Raw genomic sequence first — 17317 nt, 5'->3', positions numbered from 1 at the left:
CCCCGCACTTTTGTCTTTTCTCAGTAGAAAAACGTCCACGGCAACATTTCAACAGGCTCTTGAGCAAAATTCCCCGTGTGTCGGGGCGGATTTTCTCGAATTTTTCGGGCAGAATCTAAACTCGCTTTTTTATGAAAAAGAGTATCCTGTCTTTGCTGGCCTTGCTCTTGGCCAACACTGCTTTTTCCGCCGGAGAAAAACGTAAACCGAATATCGTCTTTATCCTCGCCGACGATCTTGGTTACGACGATGTCGGTTACATGAGCCAAAATCCGAAACTCCGCACTCCGAATATCGACGCGCTGGCTTCCGAAGGTATGGTCTTTACGGACGCTTACGCCTCTTGTCCTGTTTGTTCGCCGACCCGCGCCAGTTTGCTCACTGGAAAATATCCGGCCAGTTTGCGCTTGACTTGCCACATTCCAGGAATGGGGATGGAAAAATACCTGAAGCGGATGAACAAGGGACACAAACTGATGGAAGCCGAATTCGTTGACAGGCTTCCCGAGGGTTCTGTAACCTTGGCTCAGGCATTGTCAGACAACGGATACGAGACCGCTTTTATCGGGAAATGGCACTTGGCGGGCGAAGGTTCCGTAAAGACAAAGGCGGGCGTGGTGGACGCCAACCTACACCCGGACAGGTACGGTTTCGGAACCAACATCGGCGGATGCGCATATGGCCAGCCGAAAAGCTATTTTTCACCTTACAGAAACGCCACTCTGAAAGACGGCCCAGACGGCGAATATCTTACGGACAGGCTTGGCGACGAGGCTTGTAAGTTTATCAAAAAGAATAAGGACAATCCGTTTTTCCTTTACCTTTCCACGTACACCATACACACACCGCTTCAGGCTCCGGATTCCACGGTAAAAAAGAACGGTGGCGATCGGTATTTGTCAATGATCGATAAGTTGGACCAGAACGTCGGGAAAGTGTTGCGAACCCTAAAAGCGAGCGGACTTGAAGAAAATACCCTGGTGATCTTTTACTCCGACAACGGAGGCATGGGTGCAAACAAGCCTTTGCGTGGCGCAAAAGGATCGCTTTGGGAAGGTGGAGTAAGAGTGCCTTTGATTGTGAAATGGCCTGGTAAAACGGCCCCGAATACCAGAAATGGATCATTGGTGACAAGCCCGGATTTTTATCCTACAATTCTGGATATCGCGGATATCGGATCAAGGAAGTATTCCTTTTTGGAAGGAAAAAGTATTCGTAAAGTGCTGGTAAAGAATTCGGAAGAAACGGACAGGGCTATCTTTTGGCATTTTCCACATCATAGAAAAGAAACGGACAACTCGATGGGTGGAGCCATGAGGGAAGGTGATTGGAAGTTGATCTGGAATTATGAAACGGAAAAAATTAGGCTTTTTAACCTAAAGGATGATTTGGCCGAAACCACTGATCTTGCGGCAAAATATCCGAAGAAAACCGAAGCCATGAAAAAGAAGCTGAAGCGCTGGTTACGCCGTTCCGAAGCGAATATGCCCTTGCCGAATCCCGACTATGTGAAAATGTAGGCATTCGTTCGGTTCTTTATTCTGTTTGAAGCCGTTGTTCTTCTTTCTTCAAAAGGAAACGCCACGCTAAGATTACGCCCGAGAGTAAGAGCAGGTGTGCTTTGTTGCCAATAGGTACCTCAGGCCCACCTTCTTCTTCGGGTGTTCCGTCTCCGCCTTCCCCTGAAGGCGGTGTAACGGGAGCGCCAAAACTTGAAACGTTGCTCGGACCGGCTTCCTTAACTTTAATTTGAGCTAGGGGTTTAGAACTCAACACACCAATCAGGATAAAAATTAATCCGATGGACAGCAGTTTCTTTTTCGTGCCGGCTGTTCTGGTGTTTTGGTTGGTGATATTCGTTAACATTGGGTTTGGTTGTTGGGGTTGATACTCCTGCCTCCTATAGGAGGACACTTTTGGAATTCAAAGAAAATGCCAACAATCACGCCCGTTAATGGTTAGGGCAAATCAACTGAAAAATTTTAACAGAAAAAGCCTCCGCAGTAAAGTCAGATTCTTTTATTGCGGAGGCTTTTATATGTTGAAGTATAATGCTCTAAAAGTTATTCCTTGTTGTCAACAGCTGATCTTACCGATCCATACTTGTCTAAAAGTCGTTTGGCTTCCGACTCGTTCACCGAGGCCTCGGCCATTACCATTTTCACGGCCCGGTCCACCAACTTATGGTTGCTCAGTTGCATGTCCACCATCTTGTTGCCACGGACTTTTCCCAATTTGATCATCACCGATGTGGTGAGCATATTGAGGGTCATTTTCTGGGCCGTTCCCGCTTTCATCCGGGTACTTCCGGTTACGAACTCGGGTCCTACTACAACTTCCACCGGATATTCGCAAGCTTTGGCGACAACGGAACCTTCGTTACAAACGACGCATCCGGTTAAAAGCCCTTTTTGTCTGGCCATGCGCAATCCGCCCAAGACATAAGGCGTGCGCCCGGAAGCTGCGATGCCCACCAAACAGTCCTTTTCGGATATTCCTTGCGCTTCCAAATCCCGCCAGGCTTGTTCCTCGTCGTCTTCGGCGAATTCCACCGCTTTGCGGATAGCTCCGTCACCTCCGGCGATAACGCCGACAACCAGCTCGTGCGGAACGCCAAACGTGGGTGGGCATTCAGAAGCGTCAACCACGCCCAAGCGACCGCTGGTCCCCGCCCCTATATAAAAAAGACGCCCTCCGGCGCTCATTCTTTCCGTTATCTTGTCTACCAAAAGACTTATACTCGGGATGGATTTTCCCACAGCCACGGCCACTTTCCTATCCTCGTTGTTTATCCCTTCCAGAATCGCCTCGGTCGACATTTTTTCCAGACCGTCATACAGCGAATCAGCCTCAGTCGTGCTCATGCTTTGTCTCTAGGTTCACACAGTTATGATAAAGCTCCAGACCGCTCATCGGGTCCCGGTTTATGGTTTTTACCACTATATCGAAATCCACGGCCACTTCGCGCAGAATATCCTCATAAGCCACGGCTACCGATCCGATAAAGCGTACGGGATAATCGCCGGCGTAGAAGCTCTTGTTGGCGAATGTGGTTTTGAAATAATCGCGGAAGCCGTAAGCTACCAAACGTTGGAGATACGGATGGCCGATATTGTCTTTCACAAAAAGGGAGAAGCCCGCCACGTAACGGTTCGGCTGGAAAGCTCCGTATACTTTCGCCACAAGGTTTTGCGGATTCAGGCCAAAGGCCCTTTCCAACAGTTCCCTAAGGTCTTCCGGAATCTGGCCGTTCATATAATCGGCCAACAGCTGACGGCCGAGGTAGTAGCCTCCGCCCTCGTCGCTGAGGAGATAGCCGTGACCGCCCCGCCGGCGTATCAGGTTTTCGCCGTCGTAAAAACAGGCGTTCGATCCCGTTCCCAGAATACCGACGTATCCCGGTTCGTTTCCGTACAGGCTCCTTGCCGCTCCCAGCAAGTCGTTTTCTACCGTAATTTGGGCTTTCGGGAATTTTTTGGCCAAGGCTTCTTCCATAAAAACCTTTCCTTGGCCTACGCAACCAGCTCCGTAAAAATAAACTTCCTGAATAGAGTCGCTCCAATAGTCGAACCCCGTCATCCGTTCCTCAAAATCCCTCAGCTCCATGCCTCCGGGGTTTAGCCCCTGCGTCTTGATTTCGGCGGACAGGCGCTGGTTGGCGTATACCCGCCATAAAGTCTTGGACGAGCCGCTATCAGCGATAACCTTCATTAATCTTCCCGTTCGTTAACAATCCATGACTAAGCGACAGCGCGGTACAGGTCACTGCGGACTCCGATATTGGAATTGTCTGGTCTGCAAGTGGGTACGGAATTGTATCCAATCCTGTCATTTTGTAGCCGCTATCGTATTATGAGTTTCCGGAAGTTCCGGAAAAAGCGCCGGAGGGCCGTCCGAGTGCCGTTCTTCCGCACCGGCGCGTCACATAAAACTAACCGCATTAATCGACAATGAGAAACTTTTAAGGTGAATTCTATTATAAATATAAATAGCGGATCGAGGTGTTTTTCAGCCAAGGCCAATGCCTTTCCTTTACCGTTTATCCGACCAAAAGATTAAAAATTTCCGGCTTTCATTAAATTGCGACAATAGGAAAATCAAAATACCGGCCATTACCCCAAAATTGTCCACGTATGAAGCCCCGCATATTTTTTCTGATGACCGCCCTGCTTACGCTCGCGTTGTGTGCGGGAGCGCAAACTCCGCATCCTAAACGAGAAGTCCGGGCCGCCTGGATCGCCTCGGCTTTTAATATCGACTGGCCTTCCAAACCCGGCCTTGACGGCCAAAAGCAAAGGGAGGAATTTCTGGAAATACTGGACAGCCTCTCGGCGATGAATATCAATACCGTAATCGTGCAGGTACGGCCAGTGTCCGATACGTTCTATCCGTCCTCTTTCGAGCCTTGGTCCGAATTCCTGACGGGAAAACAGGGAGATCGTTCTCCGGGGCAGTTTTATAACCCGATGCGCTTTATGGTGGAGGAAACGCACCGTAGGAATATGGAATTCCATGCTTGGTTCAATCCGTTCAGAGCTACGGCTGGGTCCGACACTTCCAAGCTTTCCTCAAGGCACCCGATGCGTTTGCATCCGGAATGGTTTGTTAAATACGGAAATCGCTACTATTACAATCCAGGTTCGGCGGAAGCCCGGGCGTTCGTCACGTCGGCTGTAATGGAAGCGGTTCGCCATTACGATATCGACGCCGTGCATATGGACGACTATTTCTATCCTTATCCGGTCCGTGGGCAAGACTTTCCTGACGAGCGCGAATATCTGGCGCAAACGGACGCCAGAATCCCGAAACCGGACTGGCGCAGGGCGAATGTGACGGCTTTTGTAAGCAACCTCTCCTACCGGATCCGTTCGGAACGGCCACATGTCAAATTCGGAATCAGTCCGTTCGGGGTTTGGAGAAACAAGAGCCAAGACCCGAACGGTTCGGACTCAAGGGCCAGCGTTACGAATTACGATCATCTTTTCGCCGACGTTCTGCTCTGGCTTCGTAAAGGAATGATAGATTACGTGGCGCCGCAATTGTATTGGAGCGTCGGCTATAACCCCGCCGACTACGCAAAACTGCTCGATTGGTGGGCCGAACACAGTTACGGACGCCAATTGTTCATCGGCCAGGCATTATATAAGGTGGGTGATACGAAAGTGGACCGGAATTGGGGAAAACCTGACGAAATTATGAGGCAGATTGACCTGAATCGTCAGAATATGGAAGTATGCGGCAACGCTTTTTTCAGCTCCCGAAGCCTTTTGGACAATCCTTTGGGCGTAGCCGAAAATTTGAAAAGTGAAAAATATCGCCATCCTGCGATCATTCCCGTGATGCCTTGGAAAAAGGAGAAGCGGATCAAGTCTCCGAAGGTGGTTTCCGTCGAGGGCAACCGTTTTGAGGGAATTAGGCTGAAGTGGAAAGAGCCCGCCGGAAACCCCAGCGTTTACTACGTAATCTACCGTACGGAGTCAGATACGCCTTTTGATCCGGATAACCCAGCCAATATCTTGGCCAAAATACGCCGGGTATCGGGCGAAGCGCAGATTTTTACGGACCGAAGTGCCAAGAAAGGGAAAACTTACACCTACGCCATCAGCGCCGTAAGCAGGCAACACCGGGAAAGTCCTACTAGCCAAAGTGTCAGCGTAAAGTTGAGGCGGTCGAAAACTAAGACCCTCAATGCCTTTTTGCCACTTTAATTGTCATTTTCCGGAAATGTTCCACGTAAGGTTTTGGTTTTGTTGCGGAAACCTGGTTATCCACAGGGTTTATCCACAGTGTGGAAAAGTGATTTGGTTGTTGTGATGTTCCACAAAAAAGCTCGCGCAAATTCTGCTTAAAATTCGTTTATGAGGATGTCAAGATCCTAAAAAGTGGCTTAACCAGTGTTTTAACCGTGGAACACTTGATTATCCACAGTACTTGTCCACAGTGTGGAAAACCTTTCCGGTTAGATGTGCATATCCCGTGGATAACTTTAATGGCCGAGCGTGAAACACTGTTTTGACGGATTAAGATTGACGAAATTTTTAGCTAACAAAAACATAATCCTAGAGGAAGGAAACCGGCCCAGAATGCTTGAAAAGCCATTCATTTAACATTTTTTGGCTTACGGACGTCTATTCGTAAACGGATTTAACGTTTCTTTGAAAGGAAACCGTGGATATGATAAAGCTACTTACCGCATGCTTGGTCTTTTTTTCTTTGGTGATATTCACACCGAACGAGTCTTTTGGGCAACAAAAGTATGTTGATATCCATTTGCGTCTTGCCGATTCTGCGACAGCCAAACCCGTGGTGGGAGCGGTAGTCACCGTAGCCGGTACGTTGCGGTCGGTATCGGACAAAAGCGGCGCTTTTAAATTCACGGCCCGTGATAGTGATACGCTTCGGGTGAGTCATCTTAACTTTAAGGATACACTTTTCCTTGCGGGAGAGGTCGAAAAGTTCGAAGGAGCGATTCTGTTGAACAGAAAGGTTTACATGCTTCCCACTTTAGAGTTCAAAGGGCACTCCATGCTCAAGGCCTATTATCAGGCGATGGACTCATTGAAAAAATGGGAATTTGCGACAAATGCCGACGCCCGTGAACAGGAGCAACTGTGGGAATGGCAAAACCGACGGCAAGCTACCCAAATCACTATGGAGGGATGGGGAAACACTCCGGGGATGTCGCCGTTTTCCTTTTTTTCGAAAAAAGCTAAAAATGCCCGCAGGCTGATGAAAGTGTTGGAAGCTGAAGAGGCTCTGAATGCTGAAGACAGGGCCTATGAGAAAAGATATAGCCTGGAGGTGGTGATGACAACTTTGGGAATTACGAAAGAAAAAGCGGAACCGTTTATGGAGTGGTACCGTCCCGATACGCTTTTCGTGATGGGATCGGGCGATGCCGAGCTGTTTAACGCTATCTGGAACGCCTACTCACGCTTTACGCTTTCGGACGCCAAGGAGACGATCACGCCGGATTATCTTCAGGAACTGAACTTTGAATAAGCTTGAAGGCTAGCTAGCGCCTTCTTTTTCATAAATAAGCGTAATGACGCAACGAAGACTCAACTTTATTATAGCGCTGATGACCGTGGCGCTTGTCGGCCTGACGGCTTTGCAGTCGTATTGGATTATCGAAGCGATGTCCGAGAGCAGGGTGAAGTTCAAGCAGTCGGTTCATGACGCGCTCAGCGCCGTTTCGGAACGTCTGGAACAGCGGGAAGTCCTGTACGTGACCCAAAACACCTTTTTCCCTGACGGGCAAAGGAGTTATCATAAAGAGATGGACACTCTGACTCTTTATAATAACTGGGGCGTGGAGGCGAATTTCGATATCGGTTTGGAAGACACTGTTCCGGAAGCTCCCCAAAACGAGATTTCGGTGGATATCAACGATAAGGACAATGCTTTGTCATTGCTTTACACCGTAAAAAGCGACGCCGTACAAAACAACGCCGACGAAGATAGGCTCAAGGTGAAAATCCGTCATATCGACGAACGTATGGACTCCGTTTTGACTTTTGGAGACAAGTTTGAGCGAAAAGTCCGGGAAAGAACCCAGATGATTACCGTAGTGCTCAACGAACTGTACGCCAAGGAACGGAAGATAAACAACCGTATAGATCCCAACGTGCTCGATTCGCTGATGCACGCCGAGCTTGGGCGCCGGGGGCTTGACCTGCCGTTCTTTTACGTAGTCAGAAACACCAAGGGAAATACGGCGCAGATCAGCAATATTTACAAAAATAGAAACACACATTTGCGCAAACTCGCCAATTCTAAGTTTCGTATTAGCCTGTTTCCCAATGATATACTCGGGAGCCCTTATTACCTGAAGGTGTATTTTCCCGAACAGAATGTCTTTATTTTCCTTAGTGTCTGGTTGCGGCTTTTGGCGGCCGTAATCCTGTTGGGCGTAATCGTCTACGGTTTTGTGTTTTCCATTCTGACTATTATCAAGCAGAAAAAACTCTCGGAGATGAAAAACGATTTCATCAACAATATGACCCACGAATTCAAGACGCCGATTTCCACCGTTTCCTTGGCCTGCGAAGCGCTTGGCGATCCGGATATGCGGGCGAATTCCGGAATTCTGGATCGTTATCTCGGGATTATTAAGGAAGAAAACCAAAGGCTGGGTTCTCAAGTGGAAAAAGTATTGCAGATAGCGAAGCTGGAACGCAAGGATTTCAGCCTTCATTTTGAAAAAGTGGACGCCCACCAGCTCATTATGAAAGCCGTCCAGAACTTTAACCTGCAAGTGGACAAGCGTAACGGCCGGATAGATATTTTGCTAAACGCGAAGCGCCACGTGGTGGAAATCGACCCGTTGCATTTCTCCAATATCATAGACAATTTGCTGGACAACGCCGTGAAATACTGCGTAGACAAGGCGCCGCTTATTTCGGTACACACCGAAAGTACGGATATTGGCCTGCGCTTGCGGATCTCCGATAACGGAATCGGGATGAGCAAAGAGGCGATTAGGCATATTTTTGATAAATTTTACCGCATATCCACCGGCGACGTGCACAATGTGAAAGGTTTTGGTTTGGGCCTTGCATACGTAAAAATGATGGTGGAAGCCATGAAAGGACGTATATCAGTATCGTCGATGCCGGGCAAAGGAAGCACTTTTGAAATCGTATTACCTTATGAGCAAGCAGAAATTCCTACTCGTTGAGGATGACCCGAACTTGGGCCAGATCCTAAGCGAATACCTAACCGTAAAGGGCTTCGAACCCACCCTCAGAACCGACGGGGAATCGGGGCTGGAAGCTTTTCGGTCAGATACTTTCGACTTATGCATACTCGATGTCATGCTACCGAAAAAAGACGGGTTCAGCTTGGCGAAAGATATTCGGGAAAAGGATAAGGAGGTTCCCATAATCTTCCTCACGGCCAAATCCATGAAGGAAGACACGATCAAAGGCTTCAAACTCGGGGCCGATGATTATATGACAAAGCCATTTAGCATGGAGGAACTCCTCCTGCGGATTCAGGCGATACTCAGAAGGGCCGAAAATTCGGGTAAAAACAAGACCGAAGACAGCGTTTCGGCTTATAAAATCGGGAAAACGGAGTTTGACAGCGAAACCCGCGACCTAAGAATCCAAGGGACCGACGATCGCCGGCTTACGGCCAAAGAGGCCGGTTTGCTGAAGCTTCTTTGCATGAATAGGAACAGTACTCTTGAGCGTTCCGTAGCGCTGAAAACCCTTTGGAACGACGACAGCTACTTCAATGCCCGGAGTATGGACGTGTATATAGCGAAGCTTCGAAAATACCTTAAGCCGGACAATACGATCGAGATTCTGACCGTCCACGGCGAAGGTTTTAAGCTGGTGGAATTGGAATAAAGAAAAGAAAAACGGCGCAGAGTGAAATACATTCTGCGCCGTTTTTCTTTACAAGAACTTTTAGTAGTGTTTTCTTATCCCTTCCATTCGGGCCGTAAGGTGGCTCATCAAGGTAGAGAAAGCTACAACTGTCACGCTGCTCACCGGCATTAGGATAGCGGAAAGCACAGGCGTCAGGGCGCCGCTTACAGCGAATGAAAGGCCGACGATGTTGTAAAGGAACGATACGACGAATCCCGCCAGAATCACTCTCCGAACGGCTTTCGAAAAGCGTAGATAAACGCCAAGTCTGGCCAAACTGTCGGCTTGCATAATCGCGTCGCAAGACGGTGTAAACGCCCCGACCTCTTCGGTTACGGCTACGCCCACGTCGCTTTGTTTTAGCGCTCCGGCGTCGTTCAGGCCGTCGCCCAGCATCATGACGTTGCCTCCCCGGCTTTTTAGCTCTTTTATAAATTCCAGCTTGTCGTGCGGAGATTGGTCAAAACGCATTTCGCTTCCCTGCGGGAATATCTTTTCCAAGCGCTCCCGCTCCGACTCGTTATCGCCCGAAAGGACATGGACGTTCACCCGCTTGCCCAGATCGCTCAAAAGAGTCTCCAGGCCCGAACGGTATCGGTTTGACATCACGAACCGGCCGAGAACCTGCCCGTCTTCGCTCACGTAAACCTGCGTTCTCAAAAGTTCGTTTTCATTATCCTTTTTCGCCCCGACAAACTTGGCGCTCCCAAGGCGGTACAACTTTCCGCCAACGTTAGCTTCCAGTCCTTTTCCTTCGATTTCTTTGAAATCCTCTGCCGTAGCTTTCGGGTTTTCTCCCAAAAATTTGAAAACCTTCCTGCTAAGCGGATGGGTAGAGTGCTGAGTCATCGCCAGCAAAGCGTCTCGGGATTCTTGCGTTAGGGTTTCCCCCTCAAATTCCACTTCGCTTTCGCCGGCGTGCGTCAATGTTCCGGTTTTGTCGAATACCACGTCCGTAATCGCCGACAGGCGTTCGGCTACGGCCGGGTTTTTCAGATATACTTTTTCCCGTCCCAAGATCTGCTGGGCGGTGCCCAACGCAAACGGAGCGGCCAAAGCCAATGCGCAAGGACAGGCGACAATCAACACCGCCGTAAAAGCGCCCACCGTTTTCGAAGGATCCTCAAGCATCCAGTACGCCGCCGTACTTCCGGCGATCAGAAGCACCGCCAGCGTGAAGTATTTGCTGATTACGTTGATCAGTTGTTCCCTTGACGAGGCGTCGCTTTTTTTGAAAGCCTCTTGGTTCCACAGTTCCGTCAGGTAACTTCTGGAAACGGGCTTTTTCACTTTTACCGTGACGCTCTGCCCTTCCTGTCTGCCGCCGGCGTAGATATAAGCGCCTTTTTCCAAGGTTACGGGGTCGGCCTCGCCCGTCACAAAGCTGTAATTGACATGCGCCCGATCGCTGATAAGTTCCGAATCCGAAGGAATGATTTCCCCGTTTCTTATCACGATTTTGTCGCCAACGGCCAGATCGGCTACCGGAACCACTTCCTTTTCCCCGTCTTCCCCGATTCTGTTTACCGCAAGGGGAAAGTAAGATTTGTAATCCCGCTCAAAAGACAAACTGTCGTAGGAAACACCCTGAAACCATTTTCCCACCAAAAGGAAAAATAGCAAACCGGCCAATGAATCGAAATAACCGGGACCGCCACCGACAAAAACCTCGTACATGCTTCTTGAAAAAAGCGTGAGTATACCCAAAGCGATGGGCACGTCGATGTTGATATATCGCTCCTTCAATCCCTGTAGCGCTGATTTGAAATAGTCCGAAGCGCAATAGAATATTACCGGCAGGGAAAGCAGGATATTGGCGTAAGAGAAAAACTGACGGTAAAAATCGTCATCGGACAGGCCTTCGAAGCCAAAATATTCGGGAAGGCTCAGCAACATAATATTGCCGAAGGCAAAACCCGCCACCCCGATTTTGAGATATTGCGAGCGGTTCGCCTTTTTGCGCTTTTTCTTTCCGTCCTCTTCCAAACTGATGTATGGCGGATAACCCAGAGCGTCCAGCACTTCGGCGAGTTCCCTGAGGCTGATTTCGGAGGGATGAAAAGCGAAGGTGGCTTTTCTTTTTACGAAGTTGACCCTCGATTGCCTGATTCCCGGCCTGAGCCTGTACAGGTTTTCTAAGAGCCAGATGCAGGAACTGCAATGGACAGCCGGCAGATAGAAAGTGACCCTCACCAGATCCTCCGAGCTGAAATCAACCAAGCGCCGTTTGATTTCCTCATTGTCTAGAAAGGCGAACGCTTCGCTGTCGCTCTTCTTTCGCATGGCGAGCCCGGGCTGGTCGCTTAAGGCATAATAATTATCCAGCCCGTTTTCATTCAGGATCTCGTATACGGTTTTACATCCTTGGCAACAAAAATCTTTATTGTCAAAATGTAGTCGTTCTTCTTCGCAGTTATCGCCGCAGTGGTAGCAAGTGGTTTTGGGCATCGTATCGGGTTTTGCCATAGGCCAAAGGTACTAATCCGATAAAAAAAAGTAAGACTCCTTGGCTTTATAGATAAAAATCAGTTCCTGAAAAGCGTTTAAAACACAAAAAAAAGCGGATAAATACGCTTTTTCGTATTTACCCGCTTCCCGAAACGTCACTCAAAACGAGTGCCTTAAGTCTGAAAATCAGACCTTCTTGAGAAATTTATCGACCTGGTGATCGTGTTGTTCAACCTTGCCAAGTTCATGTCTTCGCGCAGAATGAAATCGAATATGCCCGAAAACGGCACCGAATGGTGGTTGTCGCTCTTTATCATCGATACTGGAAAGTTTTGCGTTGCTTTTCCCTCTTTCATTCCCGAAAAGAGCTTGCGCATTTCGGAAATGCCTAGCGTATCGTCAATGATGACGCAATCGAAAGCAGTACCGTTACGTAGTTTGCGCAGACAATCGTACGCGTCAAAACACACGTCAACGCTAAATTTCTGCCCAGCGAACTCACGCCCGTCAAGGACTTCGAATACTTCGCCCAGACTTATGGGGTTATTACCTAGGATTAAGACTTTCAGCGGTTTTGGAATTTTACCGGACGCCACCCGGGCACCTGAGACAGCGTTTTTTACGGCAACCATAACTAATTAGACGGTTTCGGATAGAGAAATTCTGAGAGGATAAGATTGGACTCCCGACTGAACGGGCACGGAGAAACGCACATTGTTCTTTTTAACGAAAAAAAATCATTCTAAGACGAATAAAAAAATGATTATTATAATTGCCACATGTCTCATGACGTGATTTTTCAAGGCATTTTCCAAAAAAATCAGTCGTTGGACAATTTGTACCACGACATTACGGGAAAATGGTCAGAGTAAGCGATCTTGTCCATCGTTTTGTAGGCCACGGCGTCAATACCCTTCCCAAAAAACTGCTGGTCTATTCTCAAAAAGAAAAGCTTTCCGTTAAATGTAAATCCAAAACCGTTGCCCGCCCGTTCGAAAGCGTTGCCTAGCTTCTGCTTAAGTTTGAAATAGCTGTATGTGTAGGGCGGATCGTTAAAATCTCCGCAAAGGACTACCGGGTAAGGACTGGCTTCAATATGTTCCAAAAGTATATTGACTTGTTCGGCGCGTTTGGCCATGCCGTACTTTAGCTTATTGCCGGTACGCTTATATGTGTTGATGAGGCGGTCTTTGTCCGTAACGTCATTTTGGTTAATTCCCATCGAGTGGAGGTGGGCGTTGTATACCCTTATCGTATCGTTCGCTACTTTCAAATCGGCGAATACGGCTCCGTTTATCCGGCTTATCGGTTTTTTCTTGTACAAAGTGACCTTTCCCGATTTAAGTATGGGAAACCGGCTGGCGATTACGAGTGATCCGGCATAGCGGTCTCCCGGGTATTTCCAAGGGGTGAGCGAATAGCCGTCTGCTTTCAGTTTTTTGTCAACCTTGAGCCTGGCAGGAGTGTATTCCTGAAAACATTTCACGTCGGCGTTAACGGAGGTTACCCAGTTGACCATGCCTTCAGAAGCTACGTACAGGTCCTTCCGTTTTGGCGATTCTTCCGAAAAGTTGCGGACATTGTAGGTAAGTACGCTGAAGTCGGCCTCTTTGGGATCTGCTAAAGGAGAGATAGATACGGTTGAAAAGATGAAGAATATTCCGGCCAGTAATCCTGTCAATGGCCACAAAATACCTTTCGGTTTCTTCAGGCTCAATATCAGCAATATCAAATTAACTAATAATAGTACGGGAATCAGCAAGGTCAGGAAAGACACTGGCCAAAAAGTACTTGGGTGAACAAGCACTCCAAGGTAACATAATATGGAAACCGCAACAGTATATTTCCCTAATCGAGACACGGCAAAATGAGAAAATAAAACAGAAGCCCGTAGCCTTTACGAGCCCAAAAGCCCACGCAAAATACGACATTAGCCTGAAAGCGTTGTCCTTATAGATATAAAAGAGGTTAAACTTTGACAAATGTTAGGGGGTTTAAAACCTTATTTATGTAGATTTGCGCAACTAATCAATCCGTTTGCTATGACTACGACAATAATATTGGGAATCGTGATGATAGGGCTGTTTTTCGCCCTGATGTCCGTGAGGCTGATCTTCGTCAAAAACGGACAGTTCAAAGGTACTTGCGCTTCCCAAAGCCCTTTCCTAAACAAGGAGGGTGAAAAATGCAGTTTCTGTGGCAAAGAGCCCGGAGAGCAATGCAAAAACCAAGAACCTGACAACGAAGTGGATAAGGTACTGTCGAAATTCAGCTAGTAGCAATCTGGCATTTTTGATTTTATATATTTTTTTTTGGTTAAATTTGGGCATTAACATTCCATACACAGTCAATGACGCTAATTAAATCGATTTCCGGCATTCGAGGCACCATAGGTGGTGAAGTCGGCGAAGCGCTGACGCCTGTCGACGCCGTAAAGTTTGCGGCGGCTTTCGGAACATGGGTCAAAAAGACAACGGGAAACAAGAAAATTGTTATCGGCAGGGACGCGCGCCTTTCCGGCGAAATGATTTCCCAGCTCGTCTCCTCTACCCTAGTGGGATTGGGCATTGACGTGGTCGATCTTGGGCTGTCCACCACTCCTACGGTGGAAATAGCCGTACCGGCCGAACAGGCGGGAGGCGGAATCATCCTCACCGCTAGCCATAACCCGATTCAGTGGAACGCACTGAAGCTCCTCAACGAAAAAGGCGAATTCATCTCAGGTGCTGATGGCGCCGAGGTTTTGCGTCTGGCAGAGGCAGAAGAGTTCGATTTTGCTCCGGTAAAAGAACTGGGCAAATACTCGCTCAACGATACTTACATCGACGAGCATATCCGTCAAATCCTCGAACTTCCGTTAGTGGATGTTGAGGCTATTAAGGAGAGTAACTTCAAAGTGGCCGTAGACGCCGTAAACTCTTCGGGAGGAATCGCCGTACCTAAGCTTCTCGAAGCTCTGGGCGTAAGCGAAATCGGACGTTTCTACTGCGAACCTACCGGGCATTTCCCTCACAATCCGGAACCTCTTCCCGAAAACCTCGTTCAGTTTTCTAGCGAAGTGGCCAGCGGAAACTATGACCTCGGTGTTGTAGTTGACCCTGACGTGGACCGCTTGGCGCTGATTTGCGAAGATGGAACTCCTTTTGGTGAGGAATATACGCTTGTAGCCGTAGGCGACTACGTTATCTCACAAACACCAGGCAACACTTGCTCGAACCTCTCTTCGTCGAGAGCCTTGCGGGATGTAGCCGAGAAACACGGTGTGGAATACAACGCCGCAGCCGTAGGTGAGGTTAATGTGGTGCACAAAATGCGTGAGACCGACGCCATTATCGGTGGTGAAGGAAACGGGGGAATTATTTACCCTACACTGCACGCTGGCCGTGACGCTTTGGTGGGCATCGCATTATTCCTGACACATTTGGCCAAATTCGGCAAATCAGTGTCAATGTTGCGTAGCACTTACCCTAATTACTTCATTTCTAAAAACAAGATTGAGCTTACTCCTGATTTGGATATTGACCAAATCATGGATAAGATCAAAGGCAAATACTCTAAGAATCCCGTTACGGATATCGACGGAGTTAAGATTGAGTTTGATAAGGAGTGGGTACACTTGCGTAAGTCGAACACCGAGCCTATCATCCGTATTTACGCCGAATCGTCTTCGGAATCTACCGCCAACCACTTGGCAAACAAGATTATCACTGACATTAAGGAAGTGATTTCCGAGTCGGTTAACGACTGAGAAAACACCGTTTAAGGATATATAGGGAGGCCCGAACGGCTTCCCTTTTTTGTTTAGAAGCCATAGCCATGAGCATTTATCTTGACAACGCCGCCACTACGCCCTTGGCGCCGGAGGCCTTTGAGGCCATGAAGCCATACCTTATACAGCACCACGGCAACCCTTCTACGCCACATACCCACGGCCGGCAAGCCCGCGCCGCGGTGGAAAGCGCCCGAAAAGCTGTAGCCAAGGAGCTGAACGTAACCAGCGCCGAGGTATATTTCACCGCAGGTGGTACCGAATCCACAAACATCATATTACATGGAGCCGTGCGTGATCTCGGTTGCGAAGCTATCATCACTTCGCCTTTGGAACACAGCGCTACGCTCAAAACCGCCGAATATATAGGCGCCCAAGCGGGTATTCCGGTATATAAAGTAAAGCTTGATGCCAGCGGATTGGTCGATATGCAAGACTTGGAAGCGCTTCTTAAGAAGTCGCCAAAGGCGTTGGTGTCGTTGATGCATGGCAATAACGAGATAGGAAACCTCACCGACCTTAAGCGTGTGGGCGATCTTTGCCATGAGTACGGTGCCTTCTTCCACACCGATGCGGTGCAGTCGTTAGGTTTTGAGCGTATCGATCCTAAGGAGATGCATATCGACGCGCTTTCCGGAACGGGGCATAAGTTCCATGGTCCTAAGGGTATCGGCTTTCTTTATTTGGGCAAAGGCCATAAGATTAGCGCGCACATGCAAGGGGGAGGACAGGAAAAAGGTCTCCGTTCGGGTACCGAGAACGTGTATGCCATCGTAGGTTTGGCCTCGGCATTGACATTGGCGTATGCCAACTTGGAAAGGGACAGGGAGCATATCCTGGGCCTAAAGAACCGCATGATCGAAAGACTCAAGGCGGATATCCCCGGCGTTCTCTTCAACGGAGCTTCGGCCGATTCGGACCATAGCCTGTGCAAGATACTGAGTGTGAGCATCCCCACCAGTATGGATACCGCCACTTTGCTCTTTAGCCTTGACCTTCAGGGAGTGTCAGCGACGGGTGGAAGCGCCTGTAGCAGTGGCGCCCAAAAGGGATCGCATGTCTTGATGGCCCTTGGTGAGCGTAAGGATCGGGTATCTATCCGTTTCTCTTTCAGTAGATACAACACTATTGAGGAAATCGAAACGGCTTGCGATATCTTGAAAAAAGTCCTTTTTCCTTAAAAAAAACGGAACCTTCCCCCAAGCGATAACGGGGGAAGGTTCCGTAGTTTTAGGCCGAAGCCCAAGCCGGGAGGCGCCTACTCAAAGGCCTGTAAGTCCCGAACGTTCTTTTGTACGGATATGGCGGCGAAGAGGGAAAGCGTATAAGACATACCGTAGAAGCCCTTTTCGCTAAGCTCTAGCGTGGCGTTCCACAGGCCAGCCACTAACAGCAGTACCGATATCACCATCGAAACCCAGCTGATACCGTAATATATATTTGATACGGGCACGCCCTCAAGCCTGTCACGGACACTTTTTTGTACCGAAACCGCCGAAAAAAGCCCAAACAACAGTATGGCGAAGTAGTACCCTTTCTCGTTCAACTCCATTACTGCGTTCAACAATCCTATATTATAGGCTACAATTCCGATAAACAAAGCAGCCCATGAGGCCGCCACAAATGCGGGCGAAGGCTTACCTATTTGGCCTTTGTTTACGGTCGCTTGCGTTCTTACCGACTCTTCTTTTGTCTCAAATTCGGTGTCGTTCATAAGCTTATC

15 protein-coding genes are annotated in these 17317 nt (G+C 48.6%); 8 read left to right on the top strand and 7 right to left on the bottom strand.

Annotation, left to right across the window (positions count from 1 at the left end; translation table 11 throughout):
- The first annotated feature begins 131 nt into the window (after positions 1–131).
- Positions 132–1520: a sulfatase gene (locus AABK39_RS18875; protein WP_338392864.1), complete on the top strand. Its 1389-nt coding sequence runs from the start codon at positions 132–134 to the stop codon at positions 1518–1520.
- 16 nt (positions 1521–1536) lie between these two features.
- Here the strand turns inward: AABK39_RS18875 and AABK39_RS18870 are convergent, their stop codons facing one another.
- From AABK39_RS18870 to AABK39_RS18860, 3 genes are all read right to left on the bottom strand, one after another.
- A complete protein-coding gene (locus AABK39_RS18870; protein ID WP_338392863.1) occupies positions 1537–1866 on the bottom strand; it encodes a hypothetical protein in 330 nt (109 codons plus the stop codon).
- A gap of 197 nt (positions 1867–2063) precedes the next feature.
- Entirely contained in the window at positions 2064–2864 is an 801-nt protein-coding gene (gene murQ / locus AABK39_RS18865; RefSeq protein ID WP_338392862.1) for an N-acetylmuramic acid 6-phosphate etherase, read from the bottom strand.
- Entirely contained in the window at positions 2851–3711 is an 861-nt protein-coding gene (locus AABK39_RS18860; protein WP_338392861.1) for an N-acetylglucosamine kinase, read from the bottom strand. The genes murQ and AABK39_RS18860 overlap by 14 nt, the downstream gene beginning before the upstream one ends.
- A gap of 422 nt (positions 3712–4133) precedes the next feature.
- On the opposite strand from AABK39_RS18860, the gene AABK39_RS18855 reads away from it, so the two are divergent.
- The 4 genes from AABK39_RS18855 (at position 4134) to AABK39_RS18840 (ending at position 9356) form a co-directional block, all read left to right on the top strand.
- Positions 4134–5708, top strand: coding sequence for a glycoside hydrolase family 10 protein (locus AABK39_RS18855; protein WP_338392860.1), 1575 nt, complete (start codon positions 4134–4136; stop codon positions 5706–5708).
- Positions 5709–6174: 466 nt separating this feature from the next.
- On the top strand, positions 6175–7002 hold the full coding sequence (locus tag AABK39_RS18850) for a hypothetical protein (RefSeq protein ID WP_338392859.1): 828 nt from the start codon (positions 6175–6177) through the stop codon (positions 7000–7002).
- A gap of 43 nt (positions 7003–7045) precedes the next feature.
- Positions 7046–8680, top strand: a complete 1635-nt coding sequence (locus AABK39_RS18845) for a sensor histidine kinase (RefSeq protein ID WP_338392858.1) — start codon at positions 7046–7048, stop codon at positions 8678–8680.
- The gene (locus AABK39_RS18840; protein ID WP_338392857.1) at positions 8652–9356 is read left to right on the top strand and encodes a response regulator transcription factor; all 705 of its coding nucleotides are present in this window, start codon (positions 8652–8654) and stop codon (positions 9354–9356) included. The genes AABK39_RS18845 and AABK39_RS18840 overlap by 29 nt, the downstream gene beginning before the upstream one ends.
- Before the next feature lie 60 nt (positions 9357–9416).
- Here AABK39_RS18840 and AABK39_RS18835 read toward each other — a convergent pair whose 3' ends face one another.
- The 3 genes from AABK39_RS18835 to AABK39_RS18825 all read right to left on the bottom strand — a co-directional run bounded on the left by AABK39_RS18835 (position 9417) and on the right by AABK39_RS18825 (position 13602).
- Positions 9417–11843, bottom strand: coding sequence for a heavy metal translocating P-type ATPase (locus tag AABK39_RS18835; protein ID WP_338392856.1), 2427 nt, complete (start codon positions 11841–11843; stop codon positions 9417–9419).
- Between the two features lie 155 nt (positions 11844–11998).
- On the bottom strand, positions 11999–12457 hold the full coding sequence (locus AABK39_RS18830) for a hypothetical protein (RefSeq protein WP_338392855.1): 459 nt from the start codon (positions 12455–12457) through the stop codon (positions 11999–12001).
- 188 nt (positions 12458–12645) lie between these two features.
- Positions 12646–13602 carry an endonuclease/exonuclease/phosphatase family protein gene (locus tag AABK39_RS18825; RefSeq protein WP_338392854.1) on the bottom strand — a complete coding sequence of 319 codons (957 nt, stop codon included), beginning with the start codon at positions 13600–13602 and terminating at the stop codon, positions 12646–12648.
- A 265-nt stretch (positions 13603–13867) separates the two neighbouring features.
- On the opposite strand from AABK39_RS18825, the gene AABK39_RS18820 reads away from it, so the two are divergent.
- From AABK39_RS18820 to AABK39_RS18810, 3 genes are all read left to right on the top strand, one after another.
- On the top strand, positions 13868–14101 hold the full coding sequence (locus AABK39_RS18820; RefSeq protein WP_338392853.1) for a hypothetical protein: 234 nt from the start codon (positions 13868–13870) through the stop codon (positions 14099–14101).
- 74 nt (positions 14102–14175) lie between these two features.
- Complete coding sequence (gene glmM / locus AABK39_RS18815; RefSeq protein ID WP_338392852.1) at positions 14176–15573, top strand: phosphoglucosamine mutase; 1398 nt, start codon at positions 14176–14178, stop codon at positions 15571–15573.
- Positions 15574–15641: 68 nt separating this feature from the next.
- The gene (locus AABK39_RS18810) at positions 15642–16775 is read left to right on the top strand and encodes a cysteine desulfurase family protein (RefSeq protein ID WP_338392851.1); all 1134 of its coding nucleotides are present in this window, start codon (positions 15642–15644) and stop codon (positions 16773–16775) included.
- A gap of 77 nt (positions 16776–16852) precedes the next feature.
- Here AABK39_RS18810 and yiaA read toward each other — a convergent pair whose 3' ends face one another.
- Positions 16853–17308: an inner membrane protein YiaA gene (gene yiaA / locus AABK39_RS18805; RefSeq protein ID WP_338392850.1), complete on the bottom strand. Its 456-nt coding sequence runs from the start codon at positions 17306–17308 to the stop codon at positions 16853–16855.
- Positions 17309–17317: the final 9 nt, after the last annotated feature.

Source organism: Fulvitalea axinellae (assembly GCF_036492835.1).
Taxonomy (GTDB): Bacteria; Bacteroidota; Bacteroidia; order Cytophagales; family Cyclobacteriaceae; genus Fulvitalea; species Fulvitalea axinellae.
Note: the sequence above shows the minus strand (reverse complement) of the source record. Positions and strands in the feature narration are given on the sequence as shown.

Excerpts from the sequence above, each read along its gene's own strand:
- AABK39_RS18870 (WP_338392863.1), bottom strand. The coding sequence starts at position 1,866 with ATGTTAACGAATATCACCAACCAAAACACCAGAACAGCCGGCACGAAA.
- AABK39_RS18810 (WP_338392851.1), top strand. The coding sequence starts at position 15,642 with ATGAGCATTTATCTTGACAACGCCGCCACTACGCCCTTGGCGCCGGAG.
- yiaA (WP_338392850.1), bottom strand. The coding sequence starts at position 17,308 with ATGAACGACACCGAATTTGAGACAAAAGAAGAGTCGGTAAGAACGCAA.
- AABK39_RS18840 (WP_338392857.1), top strand. The coding sequence starts at position 8,652 with ATGAGCAAGCAGAAATTCCTACTCGTTGAGGATGACCCGAACTTGGGC.
- AABK39_RS18830 (WP_338392855.1), bottom strand. The coding sequence starts at position 12,457 with ATGGTTGCCGTAAAAAACGCTGTCTCAGGTGCCCGGGTGGCGTCCGGT.
- murQ (WP_338392862.1), bottom strand. The coding sequence starts at position 2,864 with ATGAGCACGACTGAGGCTGATTCGCTGTATGACGGTCTGGAAAAAATG.
- AABK39_RS18845 (WP_338392858.1), top strand. The coding sequence starts at position 7,046 with ATGACGCAACGAAGACTCAACTTTATTATAGCGCTGATGACCGTGGCG.
- glmM (WP_338392852.1), top strand. The coding sequence starts at position 14,176 with ATGACGCTAATTAAATCGATTTCCGGCATTCGAGGCACCATAGGTGGT.
- AABK39_RS18820 (WP_338392853.1), top strand. The coding sequence starts at position 13,868 with ATGACTACGACAATAATATTGGGAATCGTGATGATAGGGCTGTTTTTC.
- AABK39_RS18855 (WP_338392860.1), top strand. The coding sequence starts at position 4,134 with ATGAAGCCCCGCATATTTTTTCTGATGACCGCCCTGCTTACGCTCGCG.
- AABK39_RS18850 (WP_338392859.1), top strand. The coding sequence starts at position 6,175 with ATGATAAAGCTACTTACCGCATGCTTGGTCTTTTTTTCTTTGGTGATA.
- AABK39_RS18875 (WP_338392864.1), top strand. The coding sequence starts at position 132 with ATGAAAAAGAGTATCCTGTCTTTGCTGGCCTTGCTCTTGGCCAACACT.
- AABK39_RS18835 (WP_338392856.1), bottom strand. The coding sequence starts at position 11,843 with ATGGCAAAACCCGATACGATGCCCAAAACCACTTGCTACCACTGCGGC.
- AABK39_RS18860 (WP_338392861.1), bottom strand. The coding sequence starts at position 3,711 with ATGAAGGTTATCGCTGATAGCGGCTCGTCCAAGACTTTATGGCGGGTA.